Below are 14,633 nucleotides of genomic sequence, written 5' to 3' on the forward strand. Positions count from 1 at the left end.
GCACGATCTGTGTCATATTTATTGAGCAAAAAGCTTACGACTTAAGGTGTAAATGGGCTTATGGAGCATGATTTTTGGCATAACCGCTGGGCTGAGCAGCGAATTGGCTTTCATCAGCAAACGATAAATAGTTACCTAAAAACGTTCTTTCATCAGCTTGAATTGAGTGACGGGGAGCAGGTTTTTGTCCCATTATGTGGCAAAAGCTCGGATATGGTGTGGCTGCGGGAGCAAGATTGTGAGGTGTTAGGGGTCGAATTAAGTGACACCGCATGTGCTGCTTTCTTTGCTGAAAATGCGATTGATGTGGCGGGTGTTATTGAGGGGGATTTTACCGTTAGAGAGGTTGATTTTATTCGGCTGATGGGTGGTGACTTTTTTCAGCTCACCGCGCAGGCCTTAAAAAAGGTGGCCGCTGTCTATGATCGCGCAGCGCTGGTTGCTTTGCCTCGCCACATGCGTGCCCAGTATGCGCACAGGCTGTCGGCACTTTTGCCGCCAGGGGTGAAAATGTTATTAATTACCCTTGAGTTTGAGGGGGAGCAGGGACCTCCGTTTAGTGTGACGCCTGAGGAAGTGGATGCGCTTTTTTCTGCGCGTTTTGAGCTGAAGCGCTTGCATGAGGTACAGCTGTCAGACCCCCGGGACGCTGGGCGTACAGAGGTCGTATGGCTGCTTACCGATAAGTCATGCGGGTAAGGTAGGTTAGCTTTTTCGTTTTACTGCGATATTAGCTATTTGAATTAGCGTGTCTTTAAATGAGTTATCCGGCAGCGCGGTGAGTGCGGCGATTGCGCTGTCGGCTTCTGTTTGAGCTTTTTGTTGTGTGTATTCGATCGCGCCTGTTTCTTTGACGATATCCATGATGGGCTGGAGGTCGTCTAAGCCGCCTTTTCGAATCGCTTGGCGAACCAGCAGACGTTGCTCTTCGGTTCCCGCGCGCATGGCATGGATGAGGGGAAGAGTGGCCTTTCCTTCGGCGAGATCGTCACCTACATTTTTACCCATCTCTTCAGTGGTAGACAGGTAATCCATTACATCGTCAATGAGCTGGAAAGCGGTGCCTAAATGTAGGCCGTATAGACGTAAAGCTTCACGTTCGCTGGCGCTGCTATTGGCTAAAATAGCGCCGGCTTCTGTTGCTGCTTCAAATAGCATGGCTGTTTTGCCTAAGATAACCTGCATATAGGCATCTTCTGTTGTATCGGGGTTTTTAGTATTGAGTAACTGAAGCACTTCCCCTTCGGCAATCACATTAGTTGCGTTGGAGATTACAGACATGATCTCCATGGAGCCGATCTCGACCATAATTTGAAACGCACGTGAATAGAGGAAGTCACCCACTAATACACTCGGTGCGTTGCCCCACTTTGCGTTCGCTGTGTCTTTGCCACGGCGTAGATCTGAGTTATCCACAACGTCATCATGCAGAAGTGTCGCGGTGTGGATAAATTCAATGATGGCCGCTAAAGAGATATGTTCTTTTCCCTTATAGCCTGCCACATTCGCAGCGAGTAGCACGAGGAGGGGGCGGATTCTTTTTCCGCCGCTTTCTACTATATAGTGACCAATTTTTTCTACCAGCGGCACATTGGAGCCTAAGTGATTGATAATGTAATCATTTACGGCTTCAAATTGTGGTTCAATGGCCGGATTTAATTGGTGTGGCTGCATAATAATAGGCTACTGCTTACTTGGCGAATAGTGGAGTTGTAGCGCGAATGCTAGGGGGCTGGCTGGACGCTGTCAAGAAGCGGGCTATTAATCGTATGTTGTATTGATCTAATAGGAAAAGACTGCGGATTGTTGGAGGAAACGTGGGCTCCATCCCTTTTTTGCCAATAAATTAAGCGAGGTTTATCGGTTTGTTGAGGTATGGGGTGGTTTCAGCTTGTGTCTTTTTTTAGTTTGTCTTATAATCGCGCGCCCTGACCCATCCAAAATGGCTCCCTACCATATGGTGTATCCATTAGAAGTAGGCCTTTTTCTTAGTAGCTGGTTGGGCAATAAACGGAGAAAATCATGTACGCAGTAATCGTAAGCGGTGGTAAACAGTACCGCGTCCAGGAAGGTGAAGTCCTTAAACTGGAAAAGCTGCCAGTAGAAGCAGGATCAAATGTAGATTTTGATCGTGTTCTATTAGTAGGCAATGGCGACGATTTGAAAATCGGCGCGCCTGTTGTAGAAGGTGCTAAAGTGACTGCTGAAGTTGTTCAGCATGGCCGCGCTAAGAAAGTTGAGATTATCAAGTTCAAGCGTCGTAAGCATCACATGAAACGTCAGGGCCACCGTCAGTGGTTTACTGAAGTTAAAATTACTGGCATTTCTGCCTAATATAACCGATCTGGGAGACAGATAGATGGCTCATAAGAAAGCTGGTGGTTCTACTAAGAACGGTCGCGATTCCGAGTCGAAACGACTTGGTGTCAAGCGTTTCGGCGGACAAGCTGTAACTGCTGGAAACATCCTTATTCGTCAGCGTGGAACTAAATTCCATGCCGGTACGAACGTAGGTTGTGGTAAAGACCACACATTGTTTGCGAAAGCAGATGGCGTTGTTAAATTTGAAGTTAAAGGCCCACAAAAACGTAAATACATCTCTGTTGTAGATGCGTAAATAACGGTTTTTTACTTTTTGAAAAGCTCCGCTATGGCGGAGCTTTTTTGTTTATGATGTTTTTTATAAAATTTAGGGTATCTACCGCTGAGTCTTGGAAGTAAAGGCAGGGCTTAATTGTAGATTATCCTAGCGATAACTTTGGGGAGATGAAATGAAATTTGTCGATGAGGCGGTCATTACGGTGGAAGCCGGTAAGGGCGGCAACGGTTGTATGAGCTTTCGGCGTGAGAAGTATATCCCCCGAGGTGGTCCTGATGGTGGTGATGGCGGCGATGGCGGTTCTATCTTTTTTGAAGCGGATGAGAACTTAAATACACTGATCGATTTCCGTTTTACCCGGCATTACAGTTCGGATAATGGTAAGAATGGAACAAGCCGAAATTGTACTGGCCCTAAAGGTGAAGACCTTATCTTAAAGGTGCCTGTAGGTACGACTATTATTGATACGGATACTGAAGAGATCTTGGCTGATATGACTGAGATTGGTCAGCTGGAGAAGGTTGCTCAGGGTGGCTTTCATGGTCTAGGTAATACGCGTTTCAAAAGTAGTGTGAATCGCGCCCCTCGTCAGACAACGAAAGGGTCAATGGGTGAGATTCGTAACCTTAAACTAGAGCTTAAAGTGTTAGCGGATGTTGGCTTGCTAGGCTTGCCTAATGCCGGTAAATCTACATTGATTCGTGCGGTTTCTGCGGCTAAGCCTAAAGTGGCGAATTACCCTTTTACCACCTTAGTGCCTAACTTGGGTGTTGTTCGTATTGAGCAAGAGCGTAGCTTTGTTATTGCGGATATTCCGGGCATTATCGAAGGCGCGGCTGAAGGTGCGGGTTTAGGAATTCGTTTCCTTAAGCATCTTGCACGTAACCGTTTGTTATTGCATCTGGTTGATATGGCGCCTTGGGATGATGTAACGCCCGCACAGGCAGCTGAGGTTGCGGTGAATGAGTTGACTAAATTTAGTGCGACTTTGTCAGAGCAGCCCCGTTGGTTGGTGTTAAATAAGCTTGATATGGTGACTGAAGAGGAGCGTGAAGAGCGCTGTCAGGCGGTCATTGATGCCTTAGATTGGAAAGGGCCTGTTTATCGTATCTCTGCGTTGAGTAAGCAGGGTACGGACGAGATGATGCGCGACATACAGATGTTCCTTGATAAGCGTCTTGAGGCGATAGAGGAAGATCCAAGCATCATTGAGCAGGAACAAGCAATCCGCGAGAAAGTTGATACTGAGGCGCGTGAGCGTGTTGAGCGGATGCGTGCTGAAATGCGAGCGCGTAGAGAAGCAGATAATCTGGATGATGACGACTTTGACGATGATGATTACGATGTCGAAGTTGAATATGTGCGTGAGTAGAAGAACCTAAATACTCGGTGTTTTTACGGCTGTAGATAAAAGTCGGGGTGGTTAAGTGTCGTTGGGTAGGGAAAAGCTTAAGCGTAGTAAACGCTGGGTTGTAAAAATTGGTAGTGCGCTACTAACGAATGATGGTCAAGGCCTTGATCTTGCGGCGATCGCGCGCTGGGTTGATCAGATCGCTGCGTTGAAGCAATCGGGTATTGAGGTTGTTTTGGTTTCATCTGGCTCTGTTGCTGAAGGGATGACGCGCTTGGGCTGGAGTGATCGGCCGCAGGAGGTGTACAAGCTACAGGCGGCAGCCGCGGTAGGCCAGATGGGGTTGGTGCAGGCCTATGAGACTAATTTTCGGCGTCATGACACCCATACAGCACAAATACTCCTAACCCATGAAGACCATTCAAATCGCAAGCGCTACCTTAATGCGCAGGCTACGTTGCGTGCTTTGTTGGGTATGGGGGTTGTTCCGGTTGTTAATGAGAATGATACGGTTGTCACCAAAGAGATCCGTTTTGGTGACAATGATACCTTAGGTGCGTTGGTTGCCAATTTGGTTGAAGCAGATGCGTTGATCCTTTTGACGGATCAGCAGGGCTTGTTTACCGCTGATCCGCGTCAGGATCCTACCGCAACATTGATTTCGGAAGCACGTACTGAGGACGACGCATTGGTGGCTATGGCTGGTGATGGCGGAAGGCTGGGTCGTGGAGGGATGGCGACCAAAGTTCGCGCAGCGAGGCTTGCAGCGCGCTCAGGAGCGGTTACTGTCATTGCAAGTGGGCGCGAAGATGATGTTTTGTTGCGTATACGTGATGCGGAGGCTGTTGGGACCTTATTGGTGCCTGAGCAAAGTCCGGTTGTTGCGCGTAAGCAGTGGATCGCAGGCCATCTCCAAGCGCGGGGTAATCTTGTGTTGGATGAGGGAGCTGTAAAAGCATTAAAAGAGCGTGGTAAAAGCTTGTTGCCTGCGGGTGTGCGTAGCGTCAGTGGTGATTTCTCACGTGGTGAGATGGTTATTATTAGTGATGAGCTGGGTCGGATTGTAGCGCGTGGCTTGGTTAACTATGGTTTAGATGATGCTGAGAGGATTATCGGTAAGCCAAGTCGTGAGATTGAATCGATTTTAGGGTTTATGGGTGAAGAAGAGTTAGTCCATCGTGATAATCTTGTACTTGCCTGAATTTAGGCAATAAAAAACCGGCATATGCCGGTTTTTTTTATTGTTGGAATTGCTTAAATTAAGCGATACCAACAATCTGTTTTACCATGCGGCTCTTAGTGCGGGCAATCTTGTTTTTATGGAAGATGCCTTTGTTTACAGAACCATCCAAGATAGGCTGTGCAGTTTTAAATGCTGCTTCTGCTGCTGCTTTGTCGCCAGCTTCAATAGCTACTTGAACTTTTTTGATGTAGGTACGTACCATGGAACGCAGGCTAGCGTTATGCTGGCGACGCTTCTCTGCCTGGCGAGCACGTTTACGAGATCCTGCGGAATTTGCCACAGTTCGGCTCCTTAAAATTAGTTAGTGTGCAATATATCGGCTTAGCGCCGAAAAATAAGAGGCGAGATTATTCATATTTGTTGGCCCTCTGTCAATAAAACTACAGAAATTTTCTTGTTGAAGCAGTAATATGCCGTTTCTCTTGAGTATAATTCATCGAATAATGGAATTTATCAGTGCAACAGGACAAATCACAGGCCGTCGTTAAGCCGAAAAAAACCGTAGGTTTGCTGCGTTCAAGTGCCATTGTGGGTGTGATGACTATGTTATCACGCATGCTTGGTTTGGCACGTGATGTGGTGGTGGCGAGTTATTTTGGTGCCAGCGGCAGTGCGGATGCTTTTTTTGTTGCCTTCAAAATCCCGAACTTTATGCGCCGCCTTTTTGCCGAAGGGGCATTTTCCCAAGCGTTTGTGCCGGTTTTATCTGAGTATCGTTCGCAGCGGGACCTCCAGTCGGTTCAACAACTTGTGAACTATGTGGCGGGAACGCTGGGTAGTGTTTTGATTGCTATCACGGTACTGGCGGTTGTGGGCGCGCCCATGCTAACGGCGTTGTTTGCACCCGGTTTTTATCTTGGGGATGAAGGTAAGTTTGAGCTGGCTGCCCAGATGTTGCGTATAACCTTTCCCTATTTGCTGTTGATCTCTTTAACGGCGTTTGCCGGGGCGGTGCTCAATAGCTATGAGCGCTTCGCTATTCCTGCTTTTACGCCAGTCTTGTTGAATGTTTCGTTGATCTGCTCAGCTATTTTCTTGAGTCCTCTGTTTGATCCGCCCGTTTTAGCATTAGCGTGGGGGGTTATGATCGCCGGTTGCGTGCAGTTAGTGTTTCAGCTGCCCTTTATGGCGCAGATGCGTTTGCTCCCTAAGCCGCGATGGGGATGGGATGATCCCGGTGTTCGCCGTATTATGACGTTGATGGTGCCTGCGCTGTTTGGTGTGTCGGTGACGCAGATTAACCTGTTGCTCGATACGGTGTTGGCGTCATTTTTACAAACGGGGAGTGTTTCATGGCTTTACTACTCGGATCGTTTAGCTGAGTTGCCTTTAGGTGTGTTTGGTATTGCGATTGCTACCGTTATTTTGCCGAGCCTTTCGCGACGACATGCCGAAGACTCTAATGAATCCTTTTCGGCAACGTTAAATTGGGCGTTGCAGATGGTGATGTTGATTGGGATTCCGGCCGCTGTTGCGTTGTTTGTGCTGGCCGAACCGATGTTAATAACCCTTTTTCACTATGGCGCATTGGGTGATCGTGATGTGTTGATGGCGTCGATGAGCTTAAGGGCGTATGCCTGTGGCTTGTTGGCTTTCATGATGATTAAAGTGTTAGCGACAGGGTATTTCTCTCGGCAGGATACAAAAACCCCCGTAAAAATTGGTATTCAGGCGGCGGTCGTCAATATGATTTTTAATCTGTTGTTGATTGGGCCGTTTGATCATGTGGGCTTGGCTGCGGCGACGGCGATCTCTGCGTTTATGAATGCGGGCTTGTTATTGTACGGTTTAATTAAGTCAGGCGTTTTTGCTTGGAGTACGGGCTGGGGCATGTCTATTGTTCGAATGCTGGCGGCCAATGTTGTGATGGGGGCTGTCTTGATCTGGTTGATGAAAGCCCCCTCTGTTTGGTTACAGTTGGGGTTGTGGCCCCGTGTTATTGATATGGCTATTTTGGTGACCGTAGGTGCAGTGGTCTATGTGCTGGTCTTGGTGGTTTTTGGATTAAGGTTACGGCATTTGAGGCATAGTTAGCCTTATGCTCTAGGTTTGTTGAAAACAACGTGGCTCAGTGGTACTCGTTGATCACTATCTAGGCTATAATGCCGCGTTTATTTTTAGCCAGTAGCGTTTGGGCAGCAATTAAGAGTTCTTAATGGAATTAATTCGCGGATTACATAACCTGCGCGAAAAGCACCGTGGGTGCGTCGCGACTATTGGTAACTTTGATGGTGTACATCTTGGTCATCGACAGGTTTTGAGGCAGGTAAGGGCAAAAGCGGATGAGCTTGGCTTGCCCTCTGTTGTGATTACTTTTGAGCCTCAGCCACGAGAGTTTTTTGCTGGCAAAGACGCGCCGCCGCGATTGACCCGTTTTAGTGAGAAGCATCGCTTGTTGGCGTCGGAGGAGATTGATCGTCATCTCTGTCTCACGTTTAACGAACGGTTACGCTCCATGACGGCTGATGCCTTTGTTGAGGAGTTGTTGCTTCGAGGGTTGGCGGTCGAGCATTTTGTTGTGGGTGATGATTTCCGCTTTGGCTGTGATCGCTCAGGTGATTACAACATGTTAAGAGAAGCGGGTGAAAAGCATGGCTTCTCTGTGGTTAATACAGAGACTTTTTTGAGCGCCGATGAACGTGTCAGTAGTTCACGTATTCGTCATGCGCTTGAAGACAATTTATTTGAAGAGGCGGCCCAGCTTTTGGGACGTCCGTACGCAGTAACTGGGCGTGTGATGCATGGCCAGAAGTTAGGTCGCCAGTTAGGCGTGCCGACGGCTAATGTAAGAATGCATCGCTTTCCTTGTCCTTTACGGGGTGTTTATGCCGTTGAGGTATCAGGGGAGGGGATAAAATCTCAAGGGGTTTGTAATGTTGGGGTGCGGCCGACTGTAGGCGGTAGACAGCCCGTGTTAGAAGCGCATTTGTTTGATTTTGATGAAGATATTTATGGGCAGTTGTTAACGGTCGAATTTAAGCATTTTATTCGTGCAGAAAAAAAATTCGATGGCATAGAGCAGCTCAAACAGCAGATTTTTGCAGATATTGATGAAGTGCAGGCCTTTTTCGCCTGTGCCCGTAGTTAATTCGGAACTTAATAACCATGACCGATTATAAAGCGACACTGAACCTTCCAAATACCCCTTTCCCTATGCGAGGCAATCTTGCTCAGCGCGAGCCTGAAATGCTCAAGGGTTGGCAGAAAATGGATCTATACCAAAAAATTCGTGAGGTAAGTGCCGGCCGCGATAAGTTTATTTTGCATGATGGCCCCCCTTACGCGAATGGTGATATCCATATTGGTCATTCGGTTAATAAGATTCTTAAAGATATTATTATTAAATCAAAAACCATGAGTGGCTTTGACGCGCCTTATATCCCTGGTTGGGATTGCCACGGGTTGCCGATTGAACACAAGGTGGAGACTAAGGTTGGTAAGGCCGGCGTCAAAGTGTCACATAAAGTGTTCCGTCAAAAATGTCGTGAATATGCACGTAAACAGGTTGAAGGTCAGAAGAAAGACTTTATCCGTTTAGGTGTGCAAGGTGATTGGGATAACCCTTACCTAACGATGAATTTTGATACTGAAGCGAACATTATCCGAGCGCTTGGTAAAATTGTTAAAAATGGCCACTTAGTTAAAGGTTTTAAACCGGTTTACTGGAGTGTTGTGGGTGGTTCAGCGTTGGCTGAAGCGGAAGTGGAATATCAAGATAAAACCTCTACGGCGGTTGATGTTCGTTTTGCGCCCGTTGATAAAGCCGATTTTCTCTCCCGCTTTGATGCAGCAGACTCTGGCGAAGGTGAGCCATCCGTTGTTATCTGGACGACAACACCGTGGACATTGCCTTCTAACCAAGCCGTTTCATTGAATGCTGAATTGGATTATGTCCTTGTTCAGCTAGACCTTGGCCAAGGCCAGGAACGCATTTTGCTGGCGGAAGGTTTAGTCGATGATGTCATGGGACGTTACGGCGTAGAGACATACGCTGTCGTGGGGCGCTGTCTTGGTGCTGCGCTTGAAAACGTTGCGCTTCAGCATCCCTTTGTTGATCGTCAAGTGCCGATTATTTTGGGTGATCATGTCACGCTAGATGCCGGTACTGGAGCGGTACATACTGCGCCGGACCATGGTGTAGAAGATTTTGAAGTGGGTCGTAAATACGGCATTGGTACTTTGAATTTAGTCAACGCTGCGGGCGTACTAGGTGAAGGTGCGGGCGTGTTTGCAGGCGAACATGTGTATAAAGTGGACGAGAAAATCGTTGCTTTATTACAAGAGAAAGGTGTGTTGGTACTGGAGCATAAATTCCAGCACAGTTACCCCCATTGCTGGCGTACAAAAACACCGTTGATCTACCGTGCGACTCCGCAATGGTTTATCAGTATGGAAGAGAAAGGCCTTAAAGCGGACGCTTTAGCTGCGATCAAAGGGGTTGAATGGTTCCCAGAGTGGGGCCAAAACCGTATTGAATCGATGGTTGAACAGAGCCCTGATTGGTGCGTGTCGCGTCAGCGTACATGGGGTGTGCCTATTGCTTTATTTATCCACAAGGAAACGCAGCAGCTACATCCAAACACGGCGGAGCTTATCGAACAGGTTGCGCTTCGAGTAGAAAAGGAAGGTATCGATGCGTGGTTTGATCTCGATGCAGCTGAGCTGTTAGGTGATGAAGCCGCAGACTACGAAAAAGTGACGGATACCTTAGATGTTTGGTTTGATTCGGGTGTGACGCACTACTCAGTCGTGGATCAGCGTGATGAGCTAACCTTCCCTGCTGATATGTATCTAGAAGGCTCTGACCAGCATCGTGGTTGGTTCCAGTCTTCGCTGAAAACCGGTATAGCGATTAAAGGGTGTGCACCTTATAAGCAAGTGCTTACTCACGGCTTTACGGTTGATGGGCAAGGTCGCAAGATGTCTAAATCTGTGGGTAACGTTGTTGCGCCGCAGGAAGTCATGAACAAATACGGCGCTGATATTCTGCGCTTGTGGGTTGCGTCTACTGATTACAGTGGCGAGATGACCTGCTCTGACGATATTTTGAAACGCGCTGCTGATGCTTACCGTCGTATCCGTAATACGGCGCGCTTCTTTCTTGCTAACTTGAGCGGCTTCAACCCTGAAACAGATATGGTTCCGCCAGAAAAAATGGTGGCCTTAGATGCGTGGGCTGTTGATCGTGCGGCGCGTTTACAGGAAGAGTTGCTGGGGCATTATAACCAGTATGAGTTTTTGCTCGTGTTCCAAAAAATCTCCCACTTCTGCTCTCAGGATATGGGTGGTTTTTATCTCGACATTATTAAAGATCGCCAGTATACGGCTGCAACTAATTCGGCTGCGCGTAAGTCAGCACAGACCGCTTTGTACCATATTGTTGAGGCCTTAGTACGTTGGATTGCACCTATATGTAGCTTTACTGCTGATGAGATCTGGGCAACGCTGGCAGGGGAGCGTACTGCGTCGGTACACCTTGATCTATGGTATCAAGGATTAACTAAGTTACCCGAGAACTGCCCGCTTGATAGTGCCTATTGGGAACAGCTGATGGCCGTGAAAGATGCGGTGAATAAGCAGCTAGAAGAGCAGCGAAATGCGGGTGTTGTGGGCGGTAGTCTTGAAGCAGAAGTAACTCTGTATTGCAGTGATGAGCTGCAACAGCTGCTGGCTAAGTTAGACGATGAACTACGTTTTGTCTTGATTACCTCACAAGCTCAGGTTGCGCCGTTATGTGATGCAGTTGATGCTAAGCAAACAGAACTTGATGGCTTGCAGGTTAAGATCGTGAAGAGTAGCGCGGAAAAATGTCCACGCTGCTGGCACTACCGTGCTGATGTGGGTCTGAATGCCGATGAGCCTGAGTTGTGTGGACGTTGTGTCGAAAATGTTCATGGTGACGGTGAAAGCCGTAGCTTTGCTTAATGGCAGAAACAGAGATGACGCTGAAAGCAACGAAAACCTCTGACGTTAAGGGAAGCTGCCTCATCTGGGGGTGGCTTTCTTTGTTGGTTGTGTTGCTTGATCTGGGTAGTAAGCAGCTTGCTGATATGTATCTAGATTATGCGGACCCTAATCCGTTGCTGCCGATGTTTGATCTGACGCTGCTCTATAACCGAGGTGCGGCGTTTAGCTTTTTGTCAGACGCGGGTGGTTGGCAGCGGTGGTTGTTTGCGATGATTGCTGTGCTTGTGAGTACGGTAATCGTTGTTTGGTTGCGCCGTATTGAGCGTAAGCACTGGTGGTTAGGTTTCGCACTCTCCATGATACTCGGGGGTGCGCTGGGTAATCTATATGACCGTGTAGTTCTGGGATATGTAATTGATTTTATCTCTTTGCATTATCAAGGTTATTATTTCCCAGCGTTCAATTTGGCCGATTTTGCTATCACTTTAGGCGCTGTAATACTTATTTTTGATATGCTGTTTCTAGAAGCTAAGCGAAAACCCTCTAAAGAGAAAATGTAAATGAGTAAATTGATCGGTCCCGGAAAAACAGTCACCTTGAATTTTGCAATTAAGTTGGCAGACGGTCAGATTGTTGATTCCACTTTTGATAAAGAGCCTGCTACGTTTACGGTTGGTGATGGTAATCTACTCGAAGGATTTGAAAAAGCACTCTTTGGTTTGGAGGAAGGCGCAAAGCAAACGCTGAAAATTCTTCCGGAAAATGGTTTTGGTATGTCTAATCCTAGCAATATCCATAATGTTCCCCGTTCGCAGTTTAAGGATGTGGAACTTGAACTAGGTTTAGTGATCTCGTTTTCAGATGCTGGAAACGGAGAGCTACCTGGAGTAATATCGGAATTTGACGATAAGATGGTAGCGGTTGATTTTAATCATCCATTAGCAGGGAAACAGCTCGATTTTGAAGTAGAAATACTTCAAGTGAGCTAGCAGCAAACATGCAGCCCGAATAAAATATTCGGGTTTTTTGTATTTTTACAATCTTAGGTCTACGCTTCCTTAAAGACCCCTCAAATGTTTGTATGGCGTATGTTTCCCTAAACGACTAATCTTAAGTATATAAGAGCATTTTTATTTACTGGATGTAGGTAATGTCTGAACGGGAAAAAGGCTTCACTTTGTTAGAGTTGATGATCACTCTAGTTATATTAGGGATCATCCTTGGGCTTGGTGTGCCTAGCTATAATTCAATTACCGAGTCATCTCGACTTCGGGCAGCCACTCATAGTTTAAATTCTGCTATTCAGCTTGCGCGTTCTGAGGCTTTGGCTCGGCGCGAGACCGCGGCTGCGTGTCGCTCTAATTTGGCACTTACCGCTTGTGATTTTGATCCTGACTGGAGCCGTGGCTGGATGGTTGTGACACAGCAAGGTACAGATTTGGAAACGCCTGCCGATGTGACTGTTATACGTATTTGGGAGGGCATTGACCTTGTGACCTCTGGCGCTGCGAGTGGTTTTGTTTTCGACCGTTTGGGGCGGGGGCAGGTTACAGGCGCTTTGCGAATTCAGAATGATACAGACCACCGCTGCTTATCAACTAATGCTACAGGGCGTACAACTGTACAAGAGATTGATCCGGGGGACAGTTGTCCATGATGCATCATCCAAGTAATTTACATAAGAAGCAACAAGGTACAACGTTGATTGAGGTGTTGATTGCCGTTGTTGTTATCTCTATCGGTCTGTTGGCTGTTGCAGCACTGCAAACGGTTGCGTTAAAAAGCAATAATGGATCGTACTATCGGTCACAGGCTACGTTTTTGGCTTACGATATGGCTGATAGAATTCGAGCGGCACCAGACGCTGCTGAAAATGGGGATTACAACGACGGTCAAGCGGGTGATCGAGCTGAATGGGATGCAAGGGTGACGGCTTTATTAGGGTCTGGTGCTGTAGGGCAAGTTGTGATGGCCATAGGTTCAACGGCTAATCAGGCATCTATCACGATTCAGTGGAATGATAATAGAGCAAGAATTCGTGCGGCGAGTGATGCTGATGAATCTGCGATAACTAGCTTTAGCTATCAAATGGAGTTTTAGTTGATGTTAGTAAAAGGCAAACAGCTTGAAAAGGGTTTCAGCTTAGTTGAGCTGATGATTGCCTTGGTTTTAGGTTTGTTTCTCATCGGTGGGGTGATCTCTGTTTTTATCGGGAGTTCGCAAAGCTTTAATGCTAATGAAGCGTTATCTCGGGTACAAGAAAATGGGCGTTTTGCCATAGAGCTGATCGCACAAGATGTGCGTAATACCGGTTATAAAGGCAGCTGTTTTGTTAATGCATTAGATATTATTGATACGGCTGATGGGGATTACGAAGCGGATGCTTATGACATCAATGACCCAATTAAAGGCTGGGATGACCCAGCGGGCGAGTTTTTTGTTGGGGATTTGACCGATTACGTGGCGGGCACTGATCTTATTCTAGTGAAACATGCCGCAGAAGCCGCTGGCGCGATACTTTCTGCTAATGTTGACACGGACGATGTAACGTTTACTACGATTGGTGGTGAAACGCCCGGCGCTATTTTGGTTATGTCAGATGCTGCGGGTTGCGATATCTTTCAAAATACGGCTGCGAGTGATACGGCTGACCTTCAGCGGGGCACCGCCGGGCAATCAATTAATAATAAATCGGCTGCGGCGCAACCATTAAGCCATGCCTATCTATCAGGTGGGAGTACGAATATAGCACGTTTTTCAAGTACGCTATTTTATGTCGGTTCAGGTTTAACGTCTTCGCGTGCTTTACGCAGTATTAGTTACGATAATGGTGCGCCAAATGACCAAGAGTTGGTAGAGGGTGTTTCTAATTTAACGGTGACCTACGCTATTGCATCAGGTGGAGGCGCTTCACTTGATTATTCCAATACAGCGACTCAAGTGAGTGCCGCAAGTGACTGGGATGATGTGGTGGCTGTCAGGGTGACGATTGATGTGGAAGGTGAGCAAAATATATCGCATCAGTTCTCTACAACCATCGCGTTAAGGAATCGCTTAGAATGATAGCTAACTGTAAAGGTCGCATGGGTGAAAAAGGCGCTGTATTAGTGGTGGCGCTGATCTTCTTATTAATCTTATCTTTGATCGGTGTGAGCTCTATGCAAGGCACTACGATGCAGGAAAAGATGTCAGGTAACTTGCGTGATCAGCACTCTGCTTTTAATGCGGCGGAAGCGGCATTAAGAGAAGGGGAGCGGCAGGCGCGTCTCGACTATTTCAATGATTTATTAGATCAAGATACGATGGTCAATGATACTTATGCCTCATCATTTTCGTCAGCAGCAATCCCGTCTTGGAATGCTGAGCTACTTGCTCAAATTTTTGTAAGTACAGGTATAGATGCGGAGCCATCTGGAGCTGTTATCCGAGTAACTGCATCGTCCGCCGGCTTTAGTGGTCGGTCAGATGTTCGGCTGGAATCAATTTATGTAGTGGAAGAGTAAGAGGACTTACTCTGCTATAGGAGACTTTGC

At 47.2% G+C, this 14,633-nt stretch carries 16 protein-coding genes; 14 read left to right on the forward strand and 2 right to left on the reverse strand.

Going from position 1 to position 14,633, the window contains the following annotated elements; translation table 11 throughout:
- Positions 1 to 60: 60 nt before the first annotated feature.
- Positions 61 to 699: a thiopurine S-methyltransferase gene (locus A3773_RS05440; protein ID WP_067983868.1), complete on the forward strand. Its 639-nt coding sequence runs from the start codon at positions 61 to 63 to the stop codon at positions 697 to 699.
- A 6-nt stretch (positions 700 to 705) separates the two neighbouring features.
- Here the strand turns inward: A3773_RS05440 and ispB are convergent, their stop codons facing one another.
- Complete coding sequence (ispB, locus tag A3773_RS05445; protein WP_067983870.1) at positions 706 to 1,674, reverse strand: octaprenyl diphosphate synthase; 969 nt, start codon at positions 1,672 to 1,674, stop codon at positions 706 to 708.
- A gap of 348 nt (positions 1,675 to 2,022) precedes the next feature.
- Here ispB and rplU point away from each other — a divergent pair, with 348 nt between their 5' ends.
- The 4 genes from rplU to proB all read left to right on the forward strand — a co-directional run bounded on the left by rplU (position 2,023) and on the right by proB (position 5,151).
- A complete protein-coding gene (rplU, locus tag A3773_RS05450) occupies positions 2,023 to 2,334 on the forward strand; it encodes a 50S ribosomal protein L21 (RefSeq protein WP_067983872.1) in 312 nt (103 codons plus the stop codon).
- Positions 2,335 to 2,359: 25 nt separating this feature from the next.
- The gene (gene rpmA, locus A3773_RS05455) at positions 2,360 to 2,617 is read left to right on the forward strand and encodes a 50S ribosomal protein L27 (RefSeq protein ID WP_067983874.1); all 258 of its coding nucleotides are present in this window, start codon (positions 2,360 to 2,362) and stop codon (positions 2,615 to 2,617) included.
- A gap of 154 nt (positions 2,618 to 2,771) precedes the next feature.
- Positions 2,772 to 3,971 (forward strand): Obg family GTPase CgtA, encoded by a 1,200-nt coding sequence (gene cgtA / locus A3773_RS05460; RefSeq protein WP_067983875.1) that lies wholly within the window; start codon positions 2,772 to 2,774, stop codon positions 3,969 to 3,971.
- A 55-nt stretch (positions 3,972 to 4,026) separates the two neighbouring features.
- Complete coding sequence (gene proB, locus A3773_RS05465; protein WP_067983876.1) at positions 4,027 to 5,151, forward strand: glutamate 5-kinase; 1,125 nt, start codon at positions 4,027 to 4,029, stop codon at positions 5,149 to 5,151.
- A 58-nt stretch (positions 5,152 to 5,209) separates the two neighbouring features.
- On the opposite strand, the gene rpsT is transcribed toward proB, so the two are convergent.
- Positions 5,210 to 5,473, reverse strand: a complete 264-nt coding sequence (gene rpsT, locus A3773_RS05470) for a 30S ribosomal protein S20 (RefSeq protein ID WP_067862774.1) — start codon at positions 5,471 to 5,473, stop codon at positions 5,210 to 5,212.
- Between the two features lie 257 nt (positions 5,474 to 5,730).
- Between rpsT and murJ the strand changes: the two genes are divergently transcribed.
- From murJ to A3773_RS05515, 9 genes are all read left to right on the forward strand, one after another.
- A complete protein-coding gene (gene murJ / locus A3773_RS05475; RefSeq protein WP_067984207.1) occupies positions 5,731 to 7,227 on the forward strand; it encodes a murein biosynthesis integral membrane protein MurJ in 1,497 nt (498 codons plus the stop codon).
- Positions 7,228 to 7,348: 121 nt separating this feature from the next.
- Positions 7,349 to 8,281 carry a bifunctional riboflavin kinase/FAD synthetase gene (gene ribF / locus A3773_RS05480; RefSeq protein WP_067983878.1) on the forward strand — a complete coding sequence of 311 codons (933 nt, stop codon included), beginning with the start codon at positions 7,349 to 7,351 and terminating at the stop codon, positions 8,279 to 8,281.
- Between the two features lie 17 nt (positions 8,282 to 8,298).
- Positions 8,299 to 11,118, forward strand: a complete 2,820-nt coding sequence (gene ileS, locus A3773_RS05485) for an isoleucine--tRNA ligase (RefSeq protein ID WP_067983880.1) — start codon at positions 8,299 to 8,301, stop codon at positions 11,116 to 11,118.
- Complete coding sequence (lspA, locus tag A3773_RS05490) at positions 11,118 to 11,660, forward strand: signal peptidase II (protein WP_438942550.1); 543 nt, start codon at positions 11,118 to 11,120, stop codon at positions 11,658 to 11,660. Before ileS ends, lspA begins: the two co-directional genes overlap by 1 nt.
- A complete protein-coding gene (locus A3773_RS05495; protein WP_067983882.1) occupies positions 11,661 to 12,089 on the forward strand; it encodes an FKBP-type peptidyl-prolyl cis-trans isomerase in 429 nt (142 codons plus the stop codon).
- A gap of 161 nt (positions 12,090 to 12,250) precedes the next feature.
- Complete coding sequence (locus A3773_RS05500) at positions 12,251 to 12,757, forward strand: GspH/FimT family pseudopilin (RefSeq protein WP_067983884.1); 507 nt, start codon at positions 12,251 to 12,253, stop codon at positions 12,755 to 12,757.
- Positions 12,754 to 13,200 carry a type IV pilus modification protein PilV gene (gene pilV / locus A3773_RS05505; RefSeq protein WP_067983886.1) on the forward strand — a complete coding sequence of 149 codons (447 nt, stop codon included), beginning with the start codon at positions 12,754 to 12,756 and terminating at the stop codon, positions 13,198 to 13,200. Before A3773_RS05500 ends, pilV begins: the two co-directional genes overlap by 4 nt.
- Positions 13,201 to 13,203: 3 nt before the next feature.
- Positions 13,204 to 14,163 (forward strand): PilW family protein, encoded by a 960-nt coding sequence (locus A3773_RS05510; protein ID WP_067983888.1) that lies wholly within the window; start codon positions 13,204 to 13,206, stop codon positions 14,161 to 14,163.
- Positions 14,160 to 14,603: a pilus assembly PilX family protein gene (locus tag A3773_RS05515; protein WP_067983890.1), complete on the forward strand. Its 444-nt coding sequence runs from the start codon at positions 14,160 to 14,162 to the stop codon at positions 14,601 to 14,603. Before A3773_RS05510 ends, A3773_RS05515 begins: the two co-directional genes overlap by 4 nt.
- Positions 14,604 to 14,633: the final 30 nt, after the last annotated feature.

Source organism: Neptuniibacter pectenicola (genome assembly GCF_001597735.1).
Lineage (GTDB): Bacteria > Pseudomonadota > Gammaproteobacteria > Pseudomonadales > Balneatricaceae > Neptuniibacter > Neptuniibacter pectenicola.

Excerpts from the sequence above, each read along its gene's own strand:
- A3773_RS05440 (WP_067983868.1), top strand. The coding sequence starts at position 61 with ATGGAGCATGATTTTTGGCATAACCGCTGGGCTGAGCAGCGAATTGGC.
- ispB (WP_067983870.1), bottom strand. The coding sequence starts at position 1,674 with ATGCAGCCACACCAATTAAATCCGGCCATTGAACCACAATTTGAAGCC.
- rplU (WP_067983872.1), top strand. The coding sequence starts at position 2,023 with ATGTACGCAGTAATCGTAAGCGGTGGTAAACAGTACCGCGTCCAGGAA.
- rpmA (WP_067983874.1), top strand. The coding sequence starts at position 2,360 with ATGGCTCATAAGAAAGCTGGTGGTTCTACTAAGAACGGTCGCGATTCC.
- cgtA (WP_067983875.1), top strand. The coding sequence starts at position 2,772 with ATGAAATTTGTCGATGAGGCGGTCATTACGGTGGAAGCCGGTAAGGGC.
- murJ (WP_067984207.1), top strand. The coding sequence starts at position 5,731 with ATGACTATGTTATCACGCATGCTTGGTTTGGCACGTGATGTGGTGGTG.
- ribF (WP_067983878.1), top strand. The coding sequence starts at position 7,349 with ATGGAATTAATTCGCGGATTACATAACCTGCGCGAAAAGCACCGTGGG.
- ileS (WP_067983880.1), top strand. The coding sequence starts at position 8,299 with ATGACCGATTATAAAGCGACACTGAACCTTCCAAATACCCCTTTCCCT.
- lspA (WP_438942550.1), top strand. The coding sequence starts at position 11,118 with ATGGCAGAAACAGAGATGACGCTGAAAGCAACGAAAACCTCTGACGTT.
- A3773_RS05495 (WP_067983882.1), top strand. The coding sequence starts at position 11,661 with ATGAGTAAATTGATCGGTCCCGGAAAAACAGTCACCTTGAATTTTGCA.
- A3773_RS05500 (WP_067983884.1), top strand. The coding sequence starts at position 12,251 with ATGTCTGAACGGGAAAAAGGCTTCACTTTGTTAGAGTTGATGATCACT.
- pilV (WP_067983886.1), top strand. The coding sequence starts at position 12,754 with ATGATGCATCATCCAAGTAATTTACATAAGAAGCAACAAGGTACAACG.
- A3773_RS05510 (WP_067983888.1), top strand. The coding sequence starts at position 13,204 with ATGTTAGTAAAAGGCAAACAGCTTGAAAAGGGTTTCAGCTTAGTTGAG.
- A3773_RS05515 (WP_067983890.1), top strand. The coding sequence starts at position 14,160 with ATGATAGCTAACTGTAAAGGTCGCATGGGTGAAAAAGGCGCTGTATTA.